Origin of the sequence: Pseudomonas sp. CFBP 13711 (genome assembly GCF_014842265.1) — a bacterium.
Classification (GTDB): domain Bacteria; phylum Pseudomonadota; class Gammaproteobacteria; order Pseudomonadales; family Pseudomonadaceae; genus Aquipseudomonas.
The window spans coordinates 92,490-111,684 of sequence record NZ_JACYVI010000010.1 but is presented as its reverse complement, the minus strand read 5'-3'; the positions used below and the strand labels follow the sequence as shown (position 1 = coordinate 111,684).

Annotated in this window: 17 protein-coding genes; 6 read left to right on the top strand and 11 right to left on the bottom strand. The window is 62.8% G+C overall.

Features of this window, described 5'->3' with window-relative positions; genetic code table 11:
• From gspG to IFT47_RS18885, 4 genes are all read right to left on the bottom strand, one after another.
• Positions 1–426 carry a type II secretion system major pseudopilin GspG gene (gene gspG, locus IFT47_RS18900; RefSeq protein WP_192173599.1) on the bottom strand — a complete coding sequence of 142 codons (426 nt, stop codon included), beginning with the start codon at positions 424–426 and terminating at the stop codon, positions 1–3.
• A gap of 10 nt (positions 427–436) precedes the next feature.
• Entirely contained in the window at positions 437–1,639 is a 1,203-nt protein-coding gene (gene gspF, locus IFT47_RS18895) for a type II secretion system inner membrane protein GspF (protein WP_192173600.1), read from the bottom strand.
• A 2-nt stretch (positions 1,640–1,641) separates the two neighbouring features.
• Entirely contained in the window at positions 1,642–3,360 is a 1,719-nt protein-coding gene (gene gspE, locus IFT47_RS18890; RefSeq protein ID WP_192173687.1) for a type II secretion system ATPase GspE, read from the bottom strand.
• Positions 3,361–3,453: 93 nt separating this feature from the next.
• Positions 3,454–3,681, bottom strand: a complete 228-nt coding sequence (locus IFT47_RS18885; protein ID WP_192173601.1) for a hypothetical protein — start codon at positions 3,679–3,681, stop codon at positions 3,454–3,456.
• A gap of 468 nt (positions 3,682–4,149) precedes the next feature.
• Between IFT47_RS18885 and IFT47_RS18880 the strand changes: the two genes are divergently transcribed.
• Positions 4,150–6,891, top strand: coding sequence for a beta-glucosidase (locus IFT47_RS18880; RefSeq protein ID WP_192173602.1), 2,742 nt, complete (start codon positions 4,150–4,152; stop codon positions 6,889–6,891).
• A 143-nt stretch (positions 6,892–7,034) separates the two neighbouring features.
• Here IFT47_RS18880 and IFT47_RS18875 read toward each other — a convergent pair whose 3' ends face one another.
• On the bottom strand, positions 7,035–7,661 hold the full coding sequence (locus IFT47_RS18875) for a TetR/AcrR family transcriptional regulator (protein WP_192173603.1): 627 nt from the start codon (positions 7,659–7,661) through the stop codon (positions 7,035–7,037).
• A gap of 290 nt (positions 7,662–7,951) precedes the next feature.
• Here IFT47_RS18875 and IFT47_RS18870 point away from each other — a divergent pair, with 290 nt between their 5' ends.
• Positions 7,952–8,173: a hypothetical protein gene (locus IFT47_RS18870; protein WP_192173604.1), complete on the top strand. Its 222-nt coding sequence runs from the start codon at positions 7,952–7,954 to the stop codon at positions 8,171–8,173.
• A 48-nt stretch (positions 8,174–8,221) separates the two neighbouring features.
• Here IFT47_RS18870 and IFT47_RS18865 read toward each other — a convergent pair whose 3' ends face one another.
• The 6 genes from IFT47_RS18865 to IFT47_RS18840 form a co-directional block, all read right to left on the bottom strand.
• Complete coding sequence (locus IFT47_RS18865; RefSeq protein WP_192173605.1) at positions 8,222–8,362, bottom strand: DUF2256 domain-containing protein; 141 nt, start codon at positions 8,360–8,362, stop codon at positions 8,222–8,224.
• Positions 8,359–9,897: a cryptochrome/photolyase family protein gene (locus IFT47_RS18860; RefSeq protein ID WP_192173606.1), complete on the bottom strand. Its 1,539-nt coding sequence runs from the start codon at positions 9,895–9,897 to the stop codon at positions 8,359–8,361. The genes IFT47_RS18865 and IFT47_RS18860 overlap by 4 nt, the downstream gene beginning before the upstream one ends.
• Positions 9,898–10,044: 147 nt before the next feature.
• Positions 10,045–10,350: a protealysin inhibitor emfourin gene (locus IFT47_RS18855; RefSeq protein ID WP_192173607.1), complete on the bottom strand. Its 306-nt coding sequence runs from the start codon at positions 10,348–10,350 to the stop codon at positions 10,045–10,047.
• Between the two features lie 38 nt (positions 10,351–10,388).
• On the bottom strand, positions 10,389–11,453 hold the full coding sequence (locus tag IFT47_RS18850; RefSeq protein WP_192173608.1) for a M4 family metallopeptidase: 1,065 nt from the start codon (positions 11,451–11,453) through the stop codon (positions 10,389–10,391).
• Positions 11,454–12,434: 981 nt separating this feature from the next.
• A complete protein-coding gene (locus IFT47_RS18845; protein WP_192173609.1) occupies positions 12,435–13,181 on the bottom strand; it encodes a response regulator transcription factor in 747 nt (248 codons plus the stop codon).
• Entirely contained in the window at positions 13,166–14,452 is a 1,287-nt protein-coding gene (locus IFT47_RS18840; protein ID WP_192173610.1) for a GAF domain-containing sensor histidine kinase, read from the bottom strand. Before IFT47_RS18840 ends, IFT47_RS18845 begins: the two co-directional genes overlap by 16 nt.
• A 244-nt stretch (positions 14,453–14,696) precedes the next feature.
• Here IFT47_RS18840 and IFT47_RS18835 point away from each other — a divergent pair, with 244 nt between their 5' ends.
• The 4 genes from IFT47_RS18835 to IFT47_RS18820 are packed head-to-tail and all read left to right on the top strand — an operon-like array spanning position 14,697 to position 19,193.
• On the top strand, positions 14,697–15,737 hold the full coding sequence (locus tag IFT47_RS18835; RefSeq protein WP_192173611.1) for an ABC transporter substrate-binding protein: 1,041 nt from the start codon (positions 14,697–14,699) through the stop codon (positions 15,735–15,737).
• A gap of 59 nt (positions 15,738–15,796) precedes the next feature.
• The gene (locus tag IFT47_RS18830) at positions 15,797–17,254 is read left to right on the top strand and encodes a sugar ABC transporter ATP-binding protein (protein WP_192173612.1); all 1,458 of its coding nucleotides are present in this window, start codon (positions 15,797–15,799) and stop codon (positions 17,252–17,254) included.
• Positions 17,251–18,240, top strand: a complete 990-nt coding sequence (locus IFT47_RS18825; protein WP_192173613.1) for an ABC transporter permease — start codon at positions 17,251–17,253, stop codon at positions 18,238–18,240. Before IFT47_RS18830 ends, IFT47_RS18825 begins: the two co-directional genes overlap by 4 nt.
• Positions 18,237–19,193, top strand: coding sequence for an ABC transporter permease (locus IFT47_RS18820; RefSeq protein WP_192173614.1), 957 nt, complete (start codon positions 18,237–18,239; stop codon positions 19,191–19,193). Before IFT47_RS18825 ends, IFT47_RS18820 begins: the two co-directional genes overlap by 4 nt.
• The last annotated feature ends 2 nt before the right edge of the window (positions 19,194–19,195 follow it).

Genomic DNA, 19,195 nt, shown 5'->3' with positions numbered 1-19,195 from the left:
TTATTCCCAGTTACCGATGTCGGCCTTGTAGCCGTCACCGCCAGGCTGACCGTCCTGACCGTAGAAGATCAGGTCAAAGCTGCCGTGCTCGCCCGGGTAGCGATAGCCGAACGCGTGGCCGAACGGGTCTTTCAGGTCCGAAGGCTTGGCGTACGGACCGGCCCAACCGGTGGCATTGGCCGGCTTGGTCACCAGCTGCTGCAGATTGGCCGGCGGCGTACCGACGTCCAGGCCGTAGCTTTCGACTTTCATGCCGAGGCTGGCGAGTTGCGCCTTGCCTGCGCCGTATTTGCCCTTGTCGACGTTGCCGCCGACCTGACGCACGACGATGGTGGCGACGATGCCCAGCAGCACGATCACGGCGAGCATTTCCAGCAGGGTGAAACCGCCCTGGCGACGGCCTTGGGCAGCGTTGAATCGGGACATGTCTATTTCCTCAAATGTTACTGGTAAGGCTCATCAGCGGCAGCATGATGGCGAGCATGATCACCGCCACCATCACCGCCATGACAACGGTCAGGCTCGGCACCAGCGCCGCGAGCAGGCGGTCGATGCCGCGCTTGGCCTCGACGTCGAACACGTCGGCGACCTTGAGCAGCATGCCGTCCAGGTTGCCGGCCTGTTCGCCGACTTCGATCATCTGCAGGGCCAGCTCCGGCAGCAGCGGTTGCTCGCCGAACGCCTGGGCCAGCGTGCCGCCACCCTTGACCCACTCGGTGGCCTGCTCGACCTGGGCGCGCAGGGCGTAATTGCCGCAGACCTGACGGACGATGGTCATCGCCTGCAACAGCGCAACGCCGTTGCTCAGCAGGGTGCCGAGGGTTCGGGCCAGACGCGCGGCTTCGATCCGCTGCAACAGCGGCCCGATGACTTTAATGAACAGCAGGCGCCGGTCGTGACGCTGACGTCGCTGGGGATCTCGGCGCAGCACGGCGACGGTCCAGATCAGCCCGACGATCGCACCGAGCAGCAGCAATCCATAGGCGCTGAGAAATTCACCCAGCCACAAAATGGCTTGGGTGATGAAGGGAATTGGTACGCCCAGATCGCGAAAGATCGGCACGAACTGCGGCACCACGTAGGCCAGCAGCAGGGCCAGCGAACCCAGCACGCCGACCACCAGAAAGATCGGGTAGATCAGCGCATTGATGACTTCGCCGCGCAGCATCTGGCTGCGTTCAAGGTAATCGCTGAGCTGGCGCAAGGTGCTTTCCAGGGACCCGCCGGCTTCGCCCGCGCGCACCATGCTGATGTACAGGCTGGAAAACTGGCCGTGCTCTTCTTCCAGCGCCTGGCTCAAGGGTTTACCGGCCTTGACCTGTTCGCGAATCCGTTCGAGCAGCGCCTGACGCTTGGGCTCGTGGGTCTGCTTGAGGAGGATGGTCAGGGCGCGCTCCAGCGGCTGGCCGGCCCCGAGCAGGGTCGCCAGTTGCTGGGTGAAACTCACCAGCGCCGCGCCGTTCATCGCACCCCGGCGCATGGCCGCGCGCAGGCCGCTGTTGGCACTGGCTTCGAGGCTGAGCAGCAACAGGCCGCGCTTGTGCAGAATCGCGGTGGCTGCGTTTTGATCAGCCGCTTCGAGGGTGCCGTGTTGGGCGACGCCGTCGGCATCCAGTGCGCGGTATTTGAAATGGGCCATGGTCAGTCGCCACGCGTAACGCGCAGCACCTCTTCAAGGGAGGTCACGCCGGCCACTGCCTGACGCAGGCCTTCCTCATATAAGGTGCGCAGGCCCCCGCGACGGGCGGCTTGCTCCAGCGTCGAGGCATCGGCCTGGCGCATCAGCAGGCCGCGCAGTTCTTCGTTCATGACCAGCAATTCGGTGATGGCGCTACGGCCGTGATAACCGCCGCCGGGCAATTCGCTGGCGGGACGATAAAGAGTAATCGGGCGCTGATCGGTGAAGCGATCCAGCCCGTGCTCGGCGACCAGTTCCGGCGGTGCTTCAAAGGCGATGCGCGTGAGCGGGTCAAGCCTGCGCACCAGCCGCTGGGCCAGAATGCCTTTAACGGTGGAGGCGATCAGGTAGCTTTCGACGCCCATGTCCAGCAATCGCGTGATACTCGCGGCGGCACTGTTGGTGTGCAGGGTCGACAGCACGAGGTGACCGGTCAGCGACGATTGGATGGCGATGCGGCAGGTTTCCAGGTCGCGCATCTCGCCGATCATGATCACGTCCGGGTCCTGGCGGACAATGGAGCGCAGGGCGCCGGCGAAGTCCAGGCCAATGGCCGGCTTCACTTGAATCTGATTGATGCCCTCAAGCTGATACTCGACCGGGTCTTCAACGGTGATGATCTTGCGCTCGGCGGTGTTGAGCCGTGACAGCGCAGTGTACAGCGTGGTGGTTTTGCCGGAACCGGTGGGGCCCGTCACCAACAGAATGCCGTGGGGGTTTTCCAGCACGTCGAGGAAGTTCTGCAGGCGCTCGCCGTCCATGCCCAGGCTGGGGAAGTCGAAACTGACGGTCTGCCGATCCAGCAGACGCATCACCACCGACTCGCCGAAACTGGTGGGCACCGTGCTCACCCGCAGGTCCAGCTCTTTGCCCTGGATGCGCAGCATGATGCGGCCGTCCTGGGGCAGGCGACGCTCGGCGATGTCCAGCCGCGCCATGATCTTCAGTCGCGAAATGATCGCCGCTGATGAACTGGACGGCGGCGCTTCGGCTTCGTGGAGCACGCCGTCGATGCGATAGCGCACTTTCAGCTGGCTTTCGAACGGCTCTATATGAATGTCGGAGGCGCGTTGCTCGACGGCCCGCTGCAGGATCAGGTTGACCAGCCGGATTACGGGCGCCTCGGACGCGAGGTCCTTGAGGTGCTCGATGTCTTCTTCGGCGCCGCCGTGTTCGTCGAGGGTTTCGATCAGCGAGCCCATGGCCGAGCGGCCCTGGCCGTAATAACGCTCGATCAGCCCGTCGACCTCACTGCCAGCACCCACCGACACATACACCGGCGCCTGACAGGCGTAGGCCACGGCGTCCAGCCCGTAGGCATTGCCCGGGTTGGCTGCCAGCACATGCACGCCATCGGCATGGGCGCCAATGGGCAGCAGGCGATAGTGGCGCAGAAAGCGCTCGCTCAATTCCGGCAGCGGTTCACCCGACAGCGTCACGTTTTCCGCCAGCAGCAAGGGCGCTTGCAGCGTCGAGGCCCACGCCCTGGCCAGGTCCAGTTCCGAGACCAGCCCCAGGCGGGTCAGCAATTCGGTGAGCGAGCTGCCTTCGGATTCCTGGGCCAGCCGCTGTGCCCGTTCCAGATCACCTGTCTTCAGCCCGGCATTGGCCAACAGCCACGCACACAGCGCTTCGGCCGTGTGCGCGGTCAGTTGTTGGCTATTGATAGGGGACAGTTTTATGGACACAACGGGGATTCAAATAAGTGAGGCCTCTGGCGAGACCTCGGGGTGATGTATAAACAGCCGTAATAAAACAGTAACTAACGGAGTGCGTTAGTTTGTCGCAGGCGACGTATTAGCGGTCGGACGGCCACGCTTGTTTTCATCAGCCTGATTCTGTTTGGTGGCTTTCACGGTGGTGGCATCTTTTTGTGTTTGCGTCATGACAGTGGAATCTGCTGCGCCGGAAACAGTTTCCTGAGTATCGGAGTCAGCGGCCATTGTTGCAGTTGCAAACGACAGGGTCAGTGCAGCGATGGCGCCCAGTACTGGCAGTTTCATGTGATGTTTCTCCAATGTTTGTCATGTGTTTGAAATGATCGCAACGCTGGCTTCAGCGTGGACCCACCGCTCGTTTCAGGGGTGAAACCCAGTTTTTACGGGGTTTCAGGCATTGAGCGGTGAAAATTGCTAAACCTACAGACCTGTAGGTTTAGCAAGAGTTCAGATGATGTATCAAAAAATGTTGAGTTTGTTGAAGATTGATTTTTTTGTTTGACATCAATTGAAAACAATTGCCTTAATTTAAACGTCTCGGGCAACGCTCGTGCAGTTCGGTGGCTCATCGCCATTAACGTTAGTTACAGAAGATCAAATTGCCCACACTCATCGTCACGTTGTAACGCCACTTTCCCGTTCACCGATGTTCTTTCGAGAACTTCGGTATAGGCCGAGTCATGCCTGAATTAAAGGCTTGTGGCGTGTCAACTGCGACAAATGAGCGCGGGTGATACTTGGAGAGCGTCCCCTATGCGAAACCGTAAAACTTTCGGTGCCCACTCGGCACTGGCTTTGTTGAGCCTGGCTATCTGCCACGCCAACGCAGCCGACACCACGACCCAAGAGCAACTGGCGGCCAAGGAACTGCGCGCTGACAAAGCGGCAGAAAAAACCCTGGCGAAGATGACTCAGGAAGAAAAGCTGGCCTACATCGGCGGCATCGGTGGTTGGGACGTCAAGCCGCTGACCCAGTACGGCGTGCCACAGATCCACGGCGCCGACGGTGGCGCGGGCATCCGTTACACCAGCGAAGGCAACGATCCGGGCGTGGTCTATCCGTCCGGCCCGAACCTGGCGGCCACCTTCAACCCGCGTCGCGCCATTGATTTCGGCCGCGCCCTGGGCTACGACACTGCCAGCGGCGGCTACCAGTTCGTCACCGGTCCAGGCATGAACCTGTACCGCATGCCGTGGAGCGGCCGTGCCTTCGAATACCTCTCCGGTGAAGACCCGTTCCTCGGCGCAAGCCTGGGCCCTGCGGTCATCAACGGTATCCAGCAGCGTCGCGTCTGGGCGGAAGCCAAGCACTACGCCGGTAACGACCAGGAAACCAACCGCTTCATCCTCAACCAGGTCATGCCTGAGCGCGTTCTGCGCGAGATGACCCTGCCGCCGTTCGAGTCCGCGACCAAAAACGGCACCGTGGCGATGATGATGTGCTCGTTCCAGAAAGTGAACGGCGAGTACGCCTGCGAGAACAAGCACCTGATCGCCGACATCCTGAAGAAGGAATGGGGCTTCAAGGGCCTGGTACAGAGTGACTACAACGCCGTCGTCCACGGTCTGCCAGCGGCACAAGCCGGCACCGACCTGGACATGATGGGCGGCCAGATGAACAGTTCGGTGCTCAAGCCGTACCTGGACAGCGGCGAGCTGGACATGGCGACCATCGACGACAAGGTCCGCCGCATCCTGAAGAACATCTACCTGTACCAGTTCGACAAGTTTGCACCGCTGACCACGCACAACATGAACAGCGCCACCAGCAACAAGGTCGCTCTGAACATCGCTCGCGAAGGCATTGTGCTGCTGAAAAACCAGGGCGACGTGCTGCCACTGGACAAGAACAAGGTCAAGCGCATCGCCGTCGTTGGCGACCTGGCCAAGTACGCGCCGCCGACCGGTTTCGGCAGTGCTCACGTTGACGCCACCCGTTACATCAGCGAGCTGAGCGGTCTGCGCCAGATCGCCCCGGGCGCTCAGGTCGAGTTCCTCGACACGCTGTCCCTCGATCCAACGGCCATGCACTGGACCACCACCGACAGCAAAGGCAACAGTGTCGCTGGCATGAAGACCGAGTACTTCAACAACGCCACCTGGTCCGGCGACCCGTCGGCCACCCAGATCGACACCTACGTCAACCTGGACTGGTCCACCGACAGCGTGCCGAGCAACGGCGACACCGCCAACACTTCCATTCGCTGGAGCGGTCAGGTCACCCCGACCATCAGCGGCGACCAGGTCTTCAAAGTCCGTGCCGACGGCGCTGTGCGTCTATGGGTCAACGGCGAGAAGATCATCGACAACGGCGACGGTGAGAACATCACCAACAAGAGCATTCCGCCGACCATCCCTGTTTCCGGCAAGATCAAGCTGGAAGCCGGCAAGGCTTACGACGTGAAGCTTGAGTACTCGCGCCGTGACGGTTACCTGTCGACCATGGGCGGCCTGGTGGGCGTGCAGATGTCGACCGCTTCGCTGACCGCACCTTCCGACCTGTCGCAATACGACGCGGTCGTGGTTGCCGTGGGTAACAGCGCCGAATACGAAGGTGAAGGTTTCGACCACAGCTTCGATCTGCCTGAGTACCAGAACGAGCTGATCCAGAACATCGCCAAGGCCAACCCGAACACCGTGGTGACCATGCACGGCGGTACCGCGCTGAAGATGAGCGACTGGATCGACCAGGTGCCGGCTGCGCTGCACGCGTTCTACCCGGGTCAGAACGGCGGTCAGGCCCTGGCCGAGATCCTGTTCGGCAAGGTCAACCCGTCGGGCAAGCTGCCGATCAGTATCGAGCGCAACATCGAAGACAATCCGCTGTACAAGGATTTCCCGGCCTTCGATAACACACGCACCAAGGTCAAGGAAATCACCTACGCCCACGACCTGACCATGCTCGGCTACCGTGGCTACGACAAGACCAACACCAAACCGCTGTTCGCGTTCGGTCACGGCCTGTCGTACACCCAGTTCACTTACAACAACATCTCGGTCACCCCGGGCGTTGCAGTGGGCAACACGCCGATCAAGGTCTCGTTCGACCTGACCAACAGCGGCAAGCGTGCCGGTTCCGAAGTCGCCGAGCTGTACGTCGGCCAGCAGAACCCGAAAGTCGAGCGCGCCGTCAAGGAGCTGAAAGGCTACAAGAAGGTCTTCCTGCAGCCGGGCGAAACCCGTCACGTCACCATCGAACTGAACGATCGTTCGCTGGCGTACTTCGACGAGGCAAGCAAGCAGTGGGTGATCGATGCCGACACCTTCAACATCAGCCTGGGCGCGGCTTCGGACGACATCCGTCTGAATGCCAAGCTGGTCAACCCGTTCCGTCAGGAACTGTCGACCACCACCAGCAACCCGCTGCCACGTTCGGCGCTGAACTCGGTCAAAGTGACCCTGCCAGCGGTGAAGACCGGCGGTGTGCTTGATCAGACCGAAGACACCGACGCAGCCAATGGCAACACGGACTACGACGGCAACACCGAGTACTGATTGATCGCAACGGGAAAGGGCTGAGCAACAGGTCGGCGCCGGGGACTTGATCCCGGCGCTGGCTGAGGCCTGAACCCGAGTGACAACCTGAGCTTGAGAAACAGAGAATGAGGCGATCCGGCCAGCCCGGATCGCCTCATTTTTTATGCGCGGATATCGCGCTCGACCTGTGCCATGTAACTGTCGAAACGCTGCACCAGATCCACCGTCTCGGGGAAGCGCAGCCATTGCAGCTGCAGCCCGTCCATCATCGCCAGTATCTGGTGAACGATCGCGTCCAGATCCACATCCCCACGCACTTCGCCGGTGGCCACCAGATGGTCGAGCCGTGCGCGCATGCGTCCGTGAATCGTCACGTAGCGGGACTGAAACCATTCCCACCCCGGATGGCTGTCCACCAGGCTTTCGGCGTTCAGCATGCTGAACGCGCGGATCACGCCGGGCGCCGTTGCGTTGGAACGATTGATCTGCCGCAGGCCGCTGACGAAGCCCTGCAGCGTCGGCTCGCTGTGCAGGCTGCTGATCACTTTGTGGTTGACCTCGTCGCGACGGGCGAGCACGCCCATCAGCAGGGCGACCTTGTTCGGGAAGTGATGCAGCACGCCCGCTACCGAGATGCCGACAATGTCGGCGATGCGGGCAATGGAGGCGCCGGTGTAGCCCTCCAGCGAAAACAATTGCAGCGCGGCGTCGAGCAGCTCTTCGCGGCGTTTCTCACCCTTGGGGGCGCGACGGGTGCGGGGGAGTGTGTCTGACGTATTTCCTGTCATCGGGTTTACCTGGCGTCTCCATGATTTGCAGGTGTCTGGGCGTTTCGGCAGGCCTGTCCCGACGCCGGGTTGCGAGGGCGCAACGGGCAGAACGGGCGCGGCAAGTCGTCGCGGGTGCTGAAACGGCACGCTCTGTTTAAGGGGGCAACCAGGTTTTGGCAAGCGAAAACTGATATTTAGGACTGCCGGCAGGCGGGTGCCACCGTTCGGGTGAGCCCTGTCCAGAAAGTGGGAACTCCCGCCGCGCGTGCCTCTCCTTTGAAGTAACTGACATACAAGGAGGATCCACTGTGAACGAACAAGCCAATCCGGGAATTGCCTATCTGATCGAATGCGCGGAGGAGACGACGATTGATTCGCGGCTGTTTGCCATTTACGAAGCCCTGGCCGAGGCGGGCGGGCTGATCCCGCAGGAATACTTGATCAAGGTGGCCCGCGAGACAACCGCAGGCCCCAAGCAGCAGTTGTTGATCAGGCTGATCGGCAGAGCCAGTCGCGCACAGGTCCACTGATCAGGCGCTGCCCCCCCGTATTGGCCCGCTGACGCCGATTGAACCCTTTCACGACCCGGAGCGCTTGCCCCGTCGGCAACGCTCCGAGCAGTAACGCACCTCATCCCAGCAGCGCGCCCATTTCTTCCGCCAGGTGAACGGCAGCCCGCACACCACGCAGGTCTTTACCGGCAGCTCGCTCTTCTTCAAATCGCCTCTCCGGCGTCGAGTTTGCCCAGCAGGGACTCGCCCCTTTGCCACAGCGCGTCCTGTTTCGCTTCGGTCATCCGGTCGAGGTTCTTGTAAACCATGCCCATCCGTTGATTGGCGCGCAGCAGGTTGCTGTGGCGCATCACGAAATGCCAGTACAGCGAGTTGAACGGGCAGGCGTCCTCCGTCGTGCTTTCCTTGACCTTGTACGCGCAGCTGCCGCAGTAATCGGACATCCGCTTGATGTACTGGCCGCTGGCGCAATAGGGCTTGGAACCCAGATAACTGCCGTCGGCGTGCATGACCATGCCGAGGGTGTTGGGCAGCTCGACCCAGTCGAAGGCGTCCATGTAAATCGCCAGGTACCACTCGCAGATCTCTTTGGGCGCGATGCCGGCCAGCAGGGCGAAGTTGCCGGTGACCATCAGCCGCTGAATGTGATGAGCGTAGGCGTGTTCAAGGCTCTGGCCGATGGCCTGGCTCATGCAGTTCATCTTGGTCTGCCCGGTCCAGTAGAACTCCGGCAGCGCCCGGGTATTGCCGAATGAGTTGCCGTCGGCGTAATCCGGCATCTTCAGCCAGTAAACGCCGCGCACGTATTCCCGCCAGCCGATCAGTTGGCGGATGAAGCCCTCCGCCGCATTCAACGCGACACCTCCCGACCAGTAGGCCGACTCGACGTCGCTGCACAGCTGGCGCAGATCCAGCAGGCCGATGTTCAGCGCCGCACTGATGCGCGCATGGAAGAGGAAGGGCTCGTCCATGGCCATGGCGTCCTGGTAGTCACCGAAGGCCGCCAGCCCGTAATCGAGAAAGTACTGCCACAGCGCCTGGGCGTCGGCGTGGGTCACCGGGTAGTCAAAATTGTCCAGCGAGCCGTAGTGACTGGCGAATCGCTCACGCACCAGCTCCAGCTCGTCACGGGTGATGGCGTCCGGTGCGAAGCGCGCGGGGTAGGGCGCCGAGACCCGCTTCGGCAGCGCCTTGCGGTTTTCCGCGTCGAAGTTCCAGGCACCGCCTACGGGCGTGCCGTCGCTGTTGAGCAGCAGGCGCTGCTTGCGGCGCATCTCGCGGTAGAAGAATTCCATGCGCAGCTGGATCTTGCCGCTGGCCCATTTGGCAAACTCTTCGCGGGAGCACAGAAAGCGCGTGTCGCTGTGCCAGACCAGCGGCAGGCCGCATTCCCTTATGGACTGCTCCAGACGCCAGTCGCCGCATTCGGTGGCGTGGACTTCTTCGGCCTGCAAGGACGCATGCCAGAGCTGCAATTCAGTCGGCACCGAGCCGGTGTTCAGCGGGTCGTCCAGCGTCACGTACTGAACGATGATGCCGCGCTCCTGCAGCGCCTGGGCGAAATGGCGCATGGCGCTGAAGATCAGGGCGATCTTTTGCGGGTGATGGGCGACGTGGGTGGCTTCTTCCATGACCTCGACCATCAGCACGGCGTCGCGCTCGGCGTCGAGTTCGGCGAGGCAGGCCAGGTCGAAGGACAGCTGATCGCCGAGGACCAGGCACAGGCGGCGGACAGGCATCATCGATGGGCACCGCGTGACGCGTCGGCACTGCGGGCTGTTGGCGTAAATCGACGGAGGACAGATGAGAGAAGGTTGGGCACAGGATTCCTGAAGAGCAGGGAGTAATGGCGCCGAGCATAGCGGTTTGCCCGGCGCGCGGTCATGGGGCTAGCCGGACACGTGGCGCCGGACACACTGCATCAGGCCCTGCAACGGACCGGATTCCACCGGAGCGGGAACGCAGACTGTGCGCTCCCGGTCGCCTTCGCTGATGGTCAGCGTGTAATGCTGCATCCCGCGCAGCGCACGGGCGGGGTGTCGACCTTCCGGCAATGCGAAGAATTTGGACGCGTCGACCAGTTGTCGCAACTCCTTCTGGTCGCCCTCCGGCAGGGCGTCCACTTCAATGGTATTGGGCTTGTTCAAGCCCGGAAAATAGGCGACCCCGCCGCTTTCGCTGAATGAGATACGCATGTGGGTGGCTCCTTCTTTTGCCAGATGGCCATGGCGGATCATTGCGCATTGATGCCCACGGCCGCCCAACCTTCTTTTACCGCGATTTGGGCTTCTTCGCCTACACCGTACAGCCGGCCGGCCACATCGTGGGTGATCCGCGCAAAGCGCACGAAGCCGGCATTGGGTCGCAAACGTGAATCGCGCAACGCGTCGTACCAGATGCGCCCGGCCTTTTCCCAGGCATGGCCGCCAATGCGCGTCGCCACTTGATAAAACGCATGGTTGGGGATGCCCGAGTTGATGTGCACGCCGCCGTTGTCGTCGTAGGTGTGGACGAAGTCGTCCATGTGACCCGGTTGCGGGTCCTTGCCCAGCACCTTGTCATCGAACGCAGTGCCGGGGGCTTTCATCGAGCGCAGGGCGCTGCCGGTGATCTTGTCGGTGAACAGGCCTTCACCGATCAGCCAGCTGGCCTGCTCGGCGGTTTGTTTCAGGGCGTACTGCTTGATCAGCGAGCCGAACACGTCGGACATCGATTCGTTCAGCGCGCCGGCCTGGTTGAAGTAGACGAGCCCGGCTTCGTCTTCGGTGACGCCGTGGGCCAGTTCGTGGCCGATCACGTCGAGGGCGATGGTGAAGCGGTTGAACAGTGACTGGTCGCCGTCGCCGAAGACCATCTGCGCGGAGTTCCAGAAGGCGTTGTTGTAGCCCTTGCCGAAGTGCACGGTGGCGTCGAGGGCCATGCCGGCGTCGTCGATGGAGTTGCGGTCGAAGACGTCGAAGAAGAAGTCGAAGGTGGCGCCGAGGCCGTCGTAGGCTTCGTCGACGGCGATGTCGCCGCTGACGGGCTGGCCTTCGCCGCGGACGAGGGTGCCGGGCAGGGTTTCGCCGCCGTCGGCGGTGTAGATGGAGCGTCGTTTGCCGGTGGGGGCTACGGCGGCCAGGTGAACGAGGCGCCGGTCGGGTTGTGCGCTGAGGCGCAGGGAGCGGAAGGTGTTGTCTTTGGCGCGCGTGCGCAGGGCCGCTTCGCGCTGGGCTTTGTTGCCGTTGCGGGCGATCTGGTCGAGCAGGTACGGGGGGATGAGGCAGAGGATGGGGTTACGGGTGTGGTTCCTGCACATGGGCAATGCTCCTGGGTGACATCGTTCGATTAAGCGACGCGTCGCGGTCTTGCTTTAATCGACAAGCCAGGGGGATCCCGCGTTCCCCACCTGCATTTAGTGGGACCGGCTTCAGCCGGGAAGAGCGTCTGCCTAACGGCAGACATTTCGCCTTCGGCGAGTTACTTGGAAAAGCACCCCAAGTAACCAAGGGTGCTTGCTCCTGGTTGGGCCCGACTTCGTCGGGTTCCTTCACTCCGGTCCCGCTCCGTGGGCCCGCCGCCATCCGCCATCCATGGCGGGGGGCGGCTCTCGCGGCATCCATGCCGCTCGGCCCACTGCGCGAGACCTGCGTTCAGCCTGCACCCAATTCGCGATTGGTGTCGTTTGGGCTTTTGGCGTAGGAAGATCAAAAGCAGATCAAGAGCAGATCTAGAGCAGATCAAAAGCAGATCGAGGACAGAGCAGACGCTAAGGACTTGTGGGAGTGAGCTTGCTCACGAAGAGGGCGGTACATCCGACAGATATCTGGTGTTTGTGATACAGCATTCGCGAGCAAGCTCGCTCCCACAAGGAGGGGGACTGTCAGCAAAAATGTCGGCGCCTGAGCTGGCCTCTTCCCGGCTAAAGCCAGTCCTACAAAGCACCGCGTACACCTGTGGAATCGCCTCCGACTGTAGGACCGGCTTCAGCCGGGAAGCTGTTGATCTGATTTTGATCTTGATCTTGATATGCAAAAGGCCCAGTCACCGCAAAACGCGACTTTGGTGCAGGCTGAACGCAGGTCTCGCGGAGTGGGCCGAGCCGCATGGATGCGGCGAGAGCGCCGTCAGGACAGGGATGTCCGTTCGGCGCGGGCCCACGGAGCGGGACCGGAGTGAAGGAACCCCGACGCAGGAGGGGCCCAACCAGGAGCACAAGCCCTTGGTTACTTGGGGCTTTATCAAGTAACTCGCCGAAGGTGAAACAGTCTGCCCCCAGGCAGACGCTCTTGATCTCCCCTCAGCCCCCTCCAAACCGATGCCGCGCGGGGTTTTTCAGCCACAGCTGGAGTTCAGCCTCAGCCTGTTCCAGCGCCGTGCGGTTGAGCAGGCGGCGGAGCAGGGCGACGTTGACGGCGCGGGCGCGGAGGTTGAAGGCGGTGCTGCGTTCGCCGGCCGCATCGGGCTGGTAGACGCCGAGCTTTTCGTACAGCTGCTGCAGCCGGTTCTGCACGCTGCGCAGCGACAGGTTGCGGCGGGTGGCGATGGTGCGGTCGGTGAGGCCCAGGGCGATGTCCTGCAGCACTTCGTATTCGCCATCACTCAGCCCGGACAACTGATCGTGGGCCTTGAGCTGCACGCCGCGAATCTCGCGGTCGATCACGCACTGCTGCTCGATGAACAGCCCCCGCAAGGCCAGTCGCAAGCGCTCTTCCGAGGCGGTCTTGAGGATGTAACCGTATGCCGCCCCCTGGGGCACGATCCGCGCGATGCCCCTTACGTAGGCCTCGTCCGAGTAATTCGACCAGAACAGAATCGATGTGTCCGGCTGCTGCCGCCAGATCGTCTTGGCCGCTTCGACGCCGGTGCGGCACGGCATCTGCAGGTCCATCACCACGGCATCTACCGGGCTCTCGCTGAACAACCGCTCGCCGATCTGGCCGTCTTCGGCCTCCAGTAAACGCGTGCATTCCGGCAGGGCCACTTCGATGACTTCGCGCAGGAACGCCCGGTGCACCGGGTCGTCTTCGATCAACAGGATTTGCATGGCACCTCCGTTTCAACGGACGGCGCAGGCTCAACGATAAGCGGCAGATCCGCCAGCGGCAGGCACACCCGGACCCGGGTGCCGCGCTCATAGGGCCCGCGTTCGACAAACAACTGCGCCGTCATCAGTTGCGCGCGCACCTGCATGTTCTGAATGCCGCCGCTGTTGAACCGGTGGCCGACGTCCAGCCCAATGCCGTCATCGTCGATGGTCAGCTGCAATAGGGCGCCTGTGTGGCTGATGTGGATGACAATGCTGTCCGGCATGGCGTGCTTGATCGCGTTGTTCACCGCTTCCTGAATGATGCGGAACACCGCGACTTTCACCGACTCCGGCAAGCGATCGCCCATGCCGTCGGTGCTGTCCTGCAGACGCGTTTCGATGCTCAGGCCGCTGTCTCGGACGCTGCGCCGCAACAGGTCTTCAACGCCTTCTTCGAAGCCGAACAACTGCAGCACCGTCGGCTTCACTGCATCAATGAGCTGCCGCAACTCCTGCATGCTGTCCTTGAGCGAGCAGGCGATGCCGCGCAAGTCCTCGCCCGGCACGCTGGGCAAGGTTTGCAGGCGGGCGATGCGCCGGTGCAGGCGGGTCATGTCGGCGAGGGTCTGGTCGTGCAAGTCCATGCCGACCCGTTGCCGTTCACGCTCCAGTTCCTCGGTCAGGCGCAGCGCGCCCTGGCGCAGGCCTTCTTCTCGGGCACGCACCTGGGCTTCGGCGATGGCCAGTTGTTTGGCCTGTTCGGTCTGGCGCAGGGCGTACACGTACGAGGCCAGCAGATCGGCGACGTGCTGGGTGTGGCGCACGTCATCCAGGGTGTAGAAATGCTCGGTGTGTTTCGAGCAGCTCAGCGCACCGATGATTTCACCCCGGGCGCGCAAGGGCACGTGCAGGCGACTGCGCAGGCGGGCGTCGAAAATAGGGTGGTTGGCGGCGCCGGGAAAGGCGAAACGTGCGTCGTTCATGGCGTCGTGGGTCAGCAGAAACGCCTGCTCCCCCAACAGCACCGCTCGAATGGGGCTGGTGTGTACCGGCATCGGTTGAGCGACATCGCCCCACAGCGTGTGCACGCCGCTTTCATAGGTGATGTGCTCGCGGCCGTCCAGGATAAACAGGCAGACGTCGAGGTGGTCGTGGGGCAGGATCGGGCTGATTTCCCGGGAGACGGCGTCGATCATCGACTGGAAATCCAGCTGGCCGGCGAGGGCGCGGGAAATACCGAGAAAATGGTGCAGCACGTCTTCGGCAAGGGTGTGCGGTCGCTGTGCCATGGGCTTCAACCTGTTTTTATTTTTGAAATCTAACGAAAGGGCAGCCGGGACAGTATGGCCCCTGTGCGCTAAAAAGAACGCTGGATCCTGCAGGTCGCTTGCGGGATCCCGCATCAGGTCTGCACGATTGACCACTGACGCTCCGCGCCGGCCAGTGCAGACTCGCCGCGTACTGTTCGTAATAAGGTGCGACCGACGCCGTCGGCCACCCTGCAGCCCCCATAAAAATAACAAGGGTTCAACTATGAAAAGTCGTCGTCATCCGCTACGCCGTTCATTGCTCTGCGCTGCACTGGCCGTGGCGCCCCTGATGGCTCTGCCTGTCGCATCCCATGCCGATACTTCCGACAAGAAGATCGCGCTCTCCAACAATTACGCCGGCAACTCCTGGCGCCAGCTGATGCTCGCCAGCTGGCAGCAGACCACCGACAAAGCCGTCAAGGATGGCCTGATCGCGTCGGCTGACAGTTTCACCACGGCGGAAAACCAGGCCACCGAGCAAGCCGCGCAAATCCAGAACCTGATCCTTCAGGGCTATGACGCCATCGTCATCAATGCCTCGTCGCCGACGGCGCTCAACGGCGCGGTGAAACAGGCCTGCGACGCCGGCATCATCGTCGTCTCCTTCGACGGCACCGTCTCCGAGCCTTGCGCCTACCGCATCTCCATGGACTTCAAACAGACCGGCATCGAGCAGATGGATTACCTGTCCGAGCGCTTCCCCCAGGGCGGCAACGTCCTGGAAGTGCGCGGCCTGGCCGGCGTGTCGGTGGACGAGCGCATTCACTCCGGCATCACCGCCGGCGCGCAGAAACACCCGAACCTGAAAGTGATCGGCGAAGTGAACGGCAACTGGTCACCGACCGTGGCACAGAAAGCCGTTTCCGGCGTGCTGCCGAGCCTGCCGAAAGTCGACGCCGTGGTGACCCAGGGCGGTGAAGGCGTCGGCATTGCCCAGGCCTTCGTCGCGGCAGGCCGTCCGTTGCCGGCGATCATCTTCGGCAACCGCGAAGAAGAACTGACCTGGTGGAAAAAGCAAAGCGACGCCCAGGGCTATCAGAGCTTCTCGATCAGCAGCGGGCCGAGCATTTCCAGCCTGGCGTTCTATGTCGCGCAGCAGTTGCTCGACGGCAAGCAGATGCCCCATGACCTGCTGTCGCCAGCGGTCACCGTCACCCAGCAGACCCTCGACGCCAGCCTGAAGGACCTGCCCAAGGGCGGAATCGTCAGCGAGACCTACAGCGTCGACGACGTCGCCAAGCTCAAGCCCGCCGCTTCCCTGTGAGCTTTTCCATTTGAGCACCGCGGGCCGCGCTGCCTGCGGCCCGCCAAGGAATTCTGACCATGAACGCAAATGGACCTGTGCGGGTGGCCTTCGTCGGCGCCGGTAAATCGTTCGGCGCCGTGCGCGCCCTGAGTGACGTCGACCTGATCGTGCGCGCCGGCGAATGCCTGGGCCTGATCGGCCACAACGGCGCGGGCAAATCGACCCTGATGCAAGTGCTCGCCGGCACCCTGGCCGCCGATTGCGGCCAGTTACTGATCGAAGGCCGCGACCTGCGCGAAGGCTATTCGGTACAAGTGGCGCGTCAGCACGGCATTCGTTGCGTGTTCCAGGAACTGTCGCTGTGCCCGAACCTCAACGTGGCAGAGAACACCCGGCTGATGTCGCCGGCTCTGCGCGGCTTCGGCTGGCGGCGTCGGGCCGGTGCGCTGATCGAAGCGATGCTCGAGCAGATTTTCCCCGGCCACGGCATCGACGCCGATGACATCGTCGCTGACCTGTCCATCGGCAAGCGGCAGATGGTGGAAATCGCCCGGGCGTTCATCAACGTCGATGAGCGCCTTGATCTGATCATCCTCGACGAACCCACCTCATCCCTCGACGCGCGGGTCGCCGAGCAGCTGTTGCGCCATGTGCGGCGTTTCGTCGAGGGCGGCGGCAGCATCGTGCTGATCAGCCACATCCTCGGCGAAATGCTCGGCACCTGTGACCGCATCGCGGTGATGCGTGACGGCAGAATCGTTGAAACCCGAGCAGCGCAAGACTTCACCCACGATTCGCTGGTGGAAGTCATGGGCGGCACGGCACGGGAACAAGCGCAGGCGACACAGGACTTCGCCTCCCGACGTGAGCAGGGCAGCCCGCGGGTGCGACAGCGTCCGGCGCGACAAACCGATGAGCGCTCGGTGCAGGCGTTTGCCGGTGAGATCGTCGGGCTGTCCGGGCTGGCCGGGCACGGCCAGAGCCAGTTACTGACCCAGGTGCTGCGCGACTGCATCAAGCGCGGCACCGGCGCCAGTTTCGTCGCCGGCGACCGCCAGACCGACGGCGTGTTTGCGCTGTGGTCCATCGGCGAAAACATCACCATCGGCTCCCTCAACCAGCTCAAGCGCGGCCTGCTGTTGAACCCCGACGCCGAGCAGGCCATGGCCGATGACTGGATGAAGCGCATGAGCATTCGCACCCCGGACATGGGCAATCCGATCCTGTCGCTGTCCGGCGGCAACCAGCAAAAAGCCTTGTTTGCCCGGGCCCTGGCGTCCGACAGCCAGATCATCCTGATGGACGATCCTATGCGTGGCGTCGACGTCGGCACCAAGCGCGAGGTGTATTCGATTCTGATGGAAGAGGCCGCCCGCGGCCGCACGTTCATCTGGTACACCACCGAACTGGAAGAGCTGACCTATTGCGATCACGTGTATGTCTTCCGCGACGGCCAGACCGTGCTCGACATGCCGCGCAGTGAATTGAGCGAGGAGCGCATCCTGCGCAGCTCCTTCGCCGAGGAAACCCCATGAATGCCCCGTTGAATTCCGTTGCCCGCGCACCCGTCGCCACGCGCAACAACGCCGCGCGCCGTGCCCGCATGCTCCGTGCCGCTTTGCCGGCGGTGTCGCTGGTGGTCTTGCTGGCGACCATTTTCATCATGCAGCCCCGGGCCATGAGCTACATGGGCCTGAACCTGATGCTCAACCTGGCGGTGCCGATTGCCCTGGCAACCATCGCGCAGATGCTGATTATCAGCGTCAACGACCTGGATCTGTCCATGGGCAGTTTCATCAGCTTCGTCGCCTGCGTGGCCGTGACGCTGCTCGATCAGCACCCGTTCCTCGGCTGGCTGGCGCTGGCCGGGTGCGTCGGTGTGTATGCGCTGCTCGGTGCGCTGATCCACAGCCGCAACCTGCCGTCGATTGTCGTCACCTTGGGCATGTCGTTCATCTGGGTCGGCGGCGCGATTCTGCTGTTGCCGTCACCCGGCGGAACGGCGCCGCAGTGGCTGCAAGCGCTGGTGCGGATCAAGCCACCGCTGATTCCGCTGGCGATCATCGTGTGCATCGTGCTCGGGCTGGCCATGCACTTTTTCCTGATGCGCTCCACCGTCGGGGTGGTGTTGCGCGGCGCCGGCGGCAATCCGCTGGCGATCGCCAAGGCCGGCTGGTCGCTGCTGCGCATCAAAGTGGCGATGTACGCCATGGCCGGGGGTTTCGGCGTGTTGTCGGGGTTGTTTCTGGTGGGGCTGACTACCTCGGCCGACGCCAACGTCGCCCTGCGCTACACCCTGTTGTCCATCGCCGGAGTGATTCTTGGCGGCGGCGAATTCGTCGGCGGGCGCGTGTCACCCATGGGTGCTGTGCTTGGCGCGCTGACCCTGGTGCTGGCCGGTTCGCTGCTGTCGTTTATCCGCATCTCGCCTGACTGGCAGATCGGCGCCCAGGGCGCGATTCTGATTTTCGTGCTGGCGCTGCGTGCGGCGGTCAATTGTCTGGAGGTACGCCCGCTATGAGCACTTCAACTATTGCAGCGCTGCGCGGCAAGCCATGGCTGTGGTCATTCCTCGCCGCGTTAATGATCTGGGTGGCGACCCTGGTGTTCACCGGCGGGCAGGGCGCAGGCGCTTTGCTGTCTGGCGCGCTGGCGTTCTCGACCTTCTTCGCGATTGTCGGCATCGGCCAGATGTTCGTCATCAGCACCGGGCCTGGCAACATCGACTTGTCGATCCCGGCCAACATCGCCCTCAGCGGCGCCCTGGGCATGAAGCTCATGGACGGCCAGGATGCGAACATCTGGCTGGGCGTGATTGGCGTGCTGGGCATCGGTGTGCTGGTGGGCTGCGGCAATTTCGCGCTGATCCGCCTGCTGCGCATTCCGCCGATCATTGCGACGCTGTCGGCCAGCTTCATCCTGCAATCACTGGCCATCGCCTATGGCCGCAGCGTGCGGGTGCCGCCGCCGGACAGTTTCTACACCTTCGCCACCGGCCGTGTCTTCGGCGTGCCGTATCTGGCCCTCATGGTGATCGCCGTGGCGGTGCTCATGGGCTACGTGCTGCCCCGCACCCGCTACGGTCGCTCGGTGCTGGCCATCGGACAAAACGCCCGCGCCGCTGAACTGGCCGGCATCCGGGTTGGCCGCATGCGCTTCGCCACCTACGTGCTCTGTGCGGTGTTCGGCAGCCTCTGCGGCCTAACCCTGGCCGGGTTTTCCGGCGGTGCGTCGCTGGGCATGGGCGAGGAATACCTGCTGGCCTCCATCGCCGTCGTGGTGATCGGCGGCACCTCCGTGGCCGGCGGGTTTTCCAACGTGCCCGGCATCTGGGGCGCGTCGCTGTTCCTTTACCTGCTGGTGAGCATGCTCAACACCTTCGGCGCCAGCGCCGGGGTGCGGCTGATCCTCACCGGCCTGATCATCATTGCGGTGATTACCGCTGTCAGCGGCCGCAAACATGCCCGCGCCTGAAT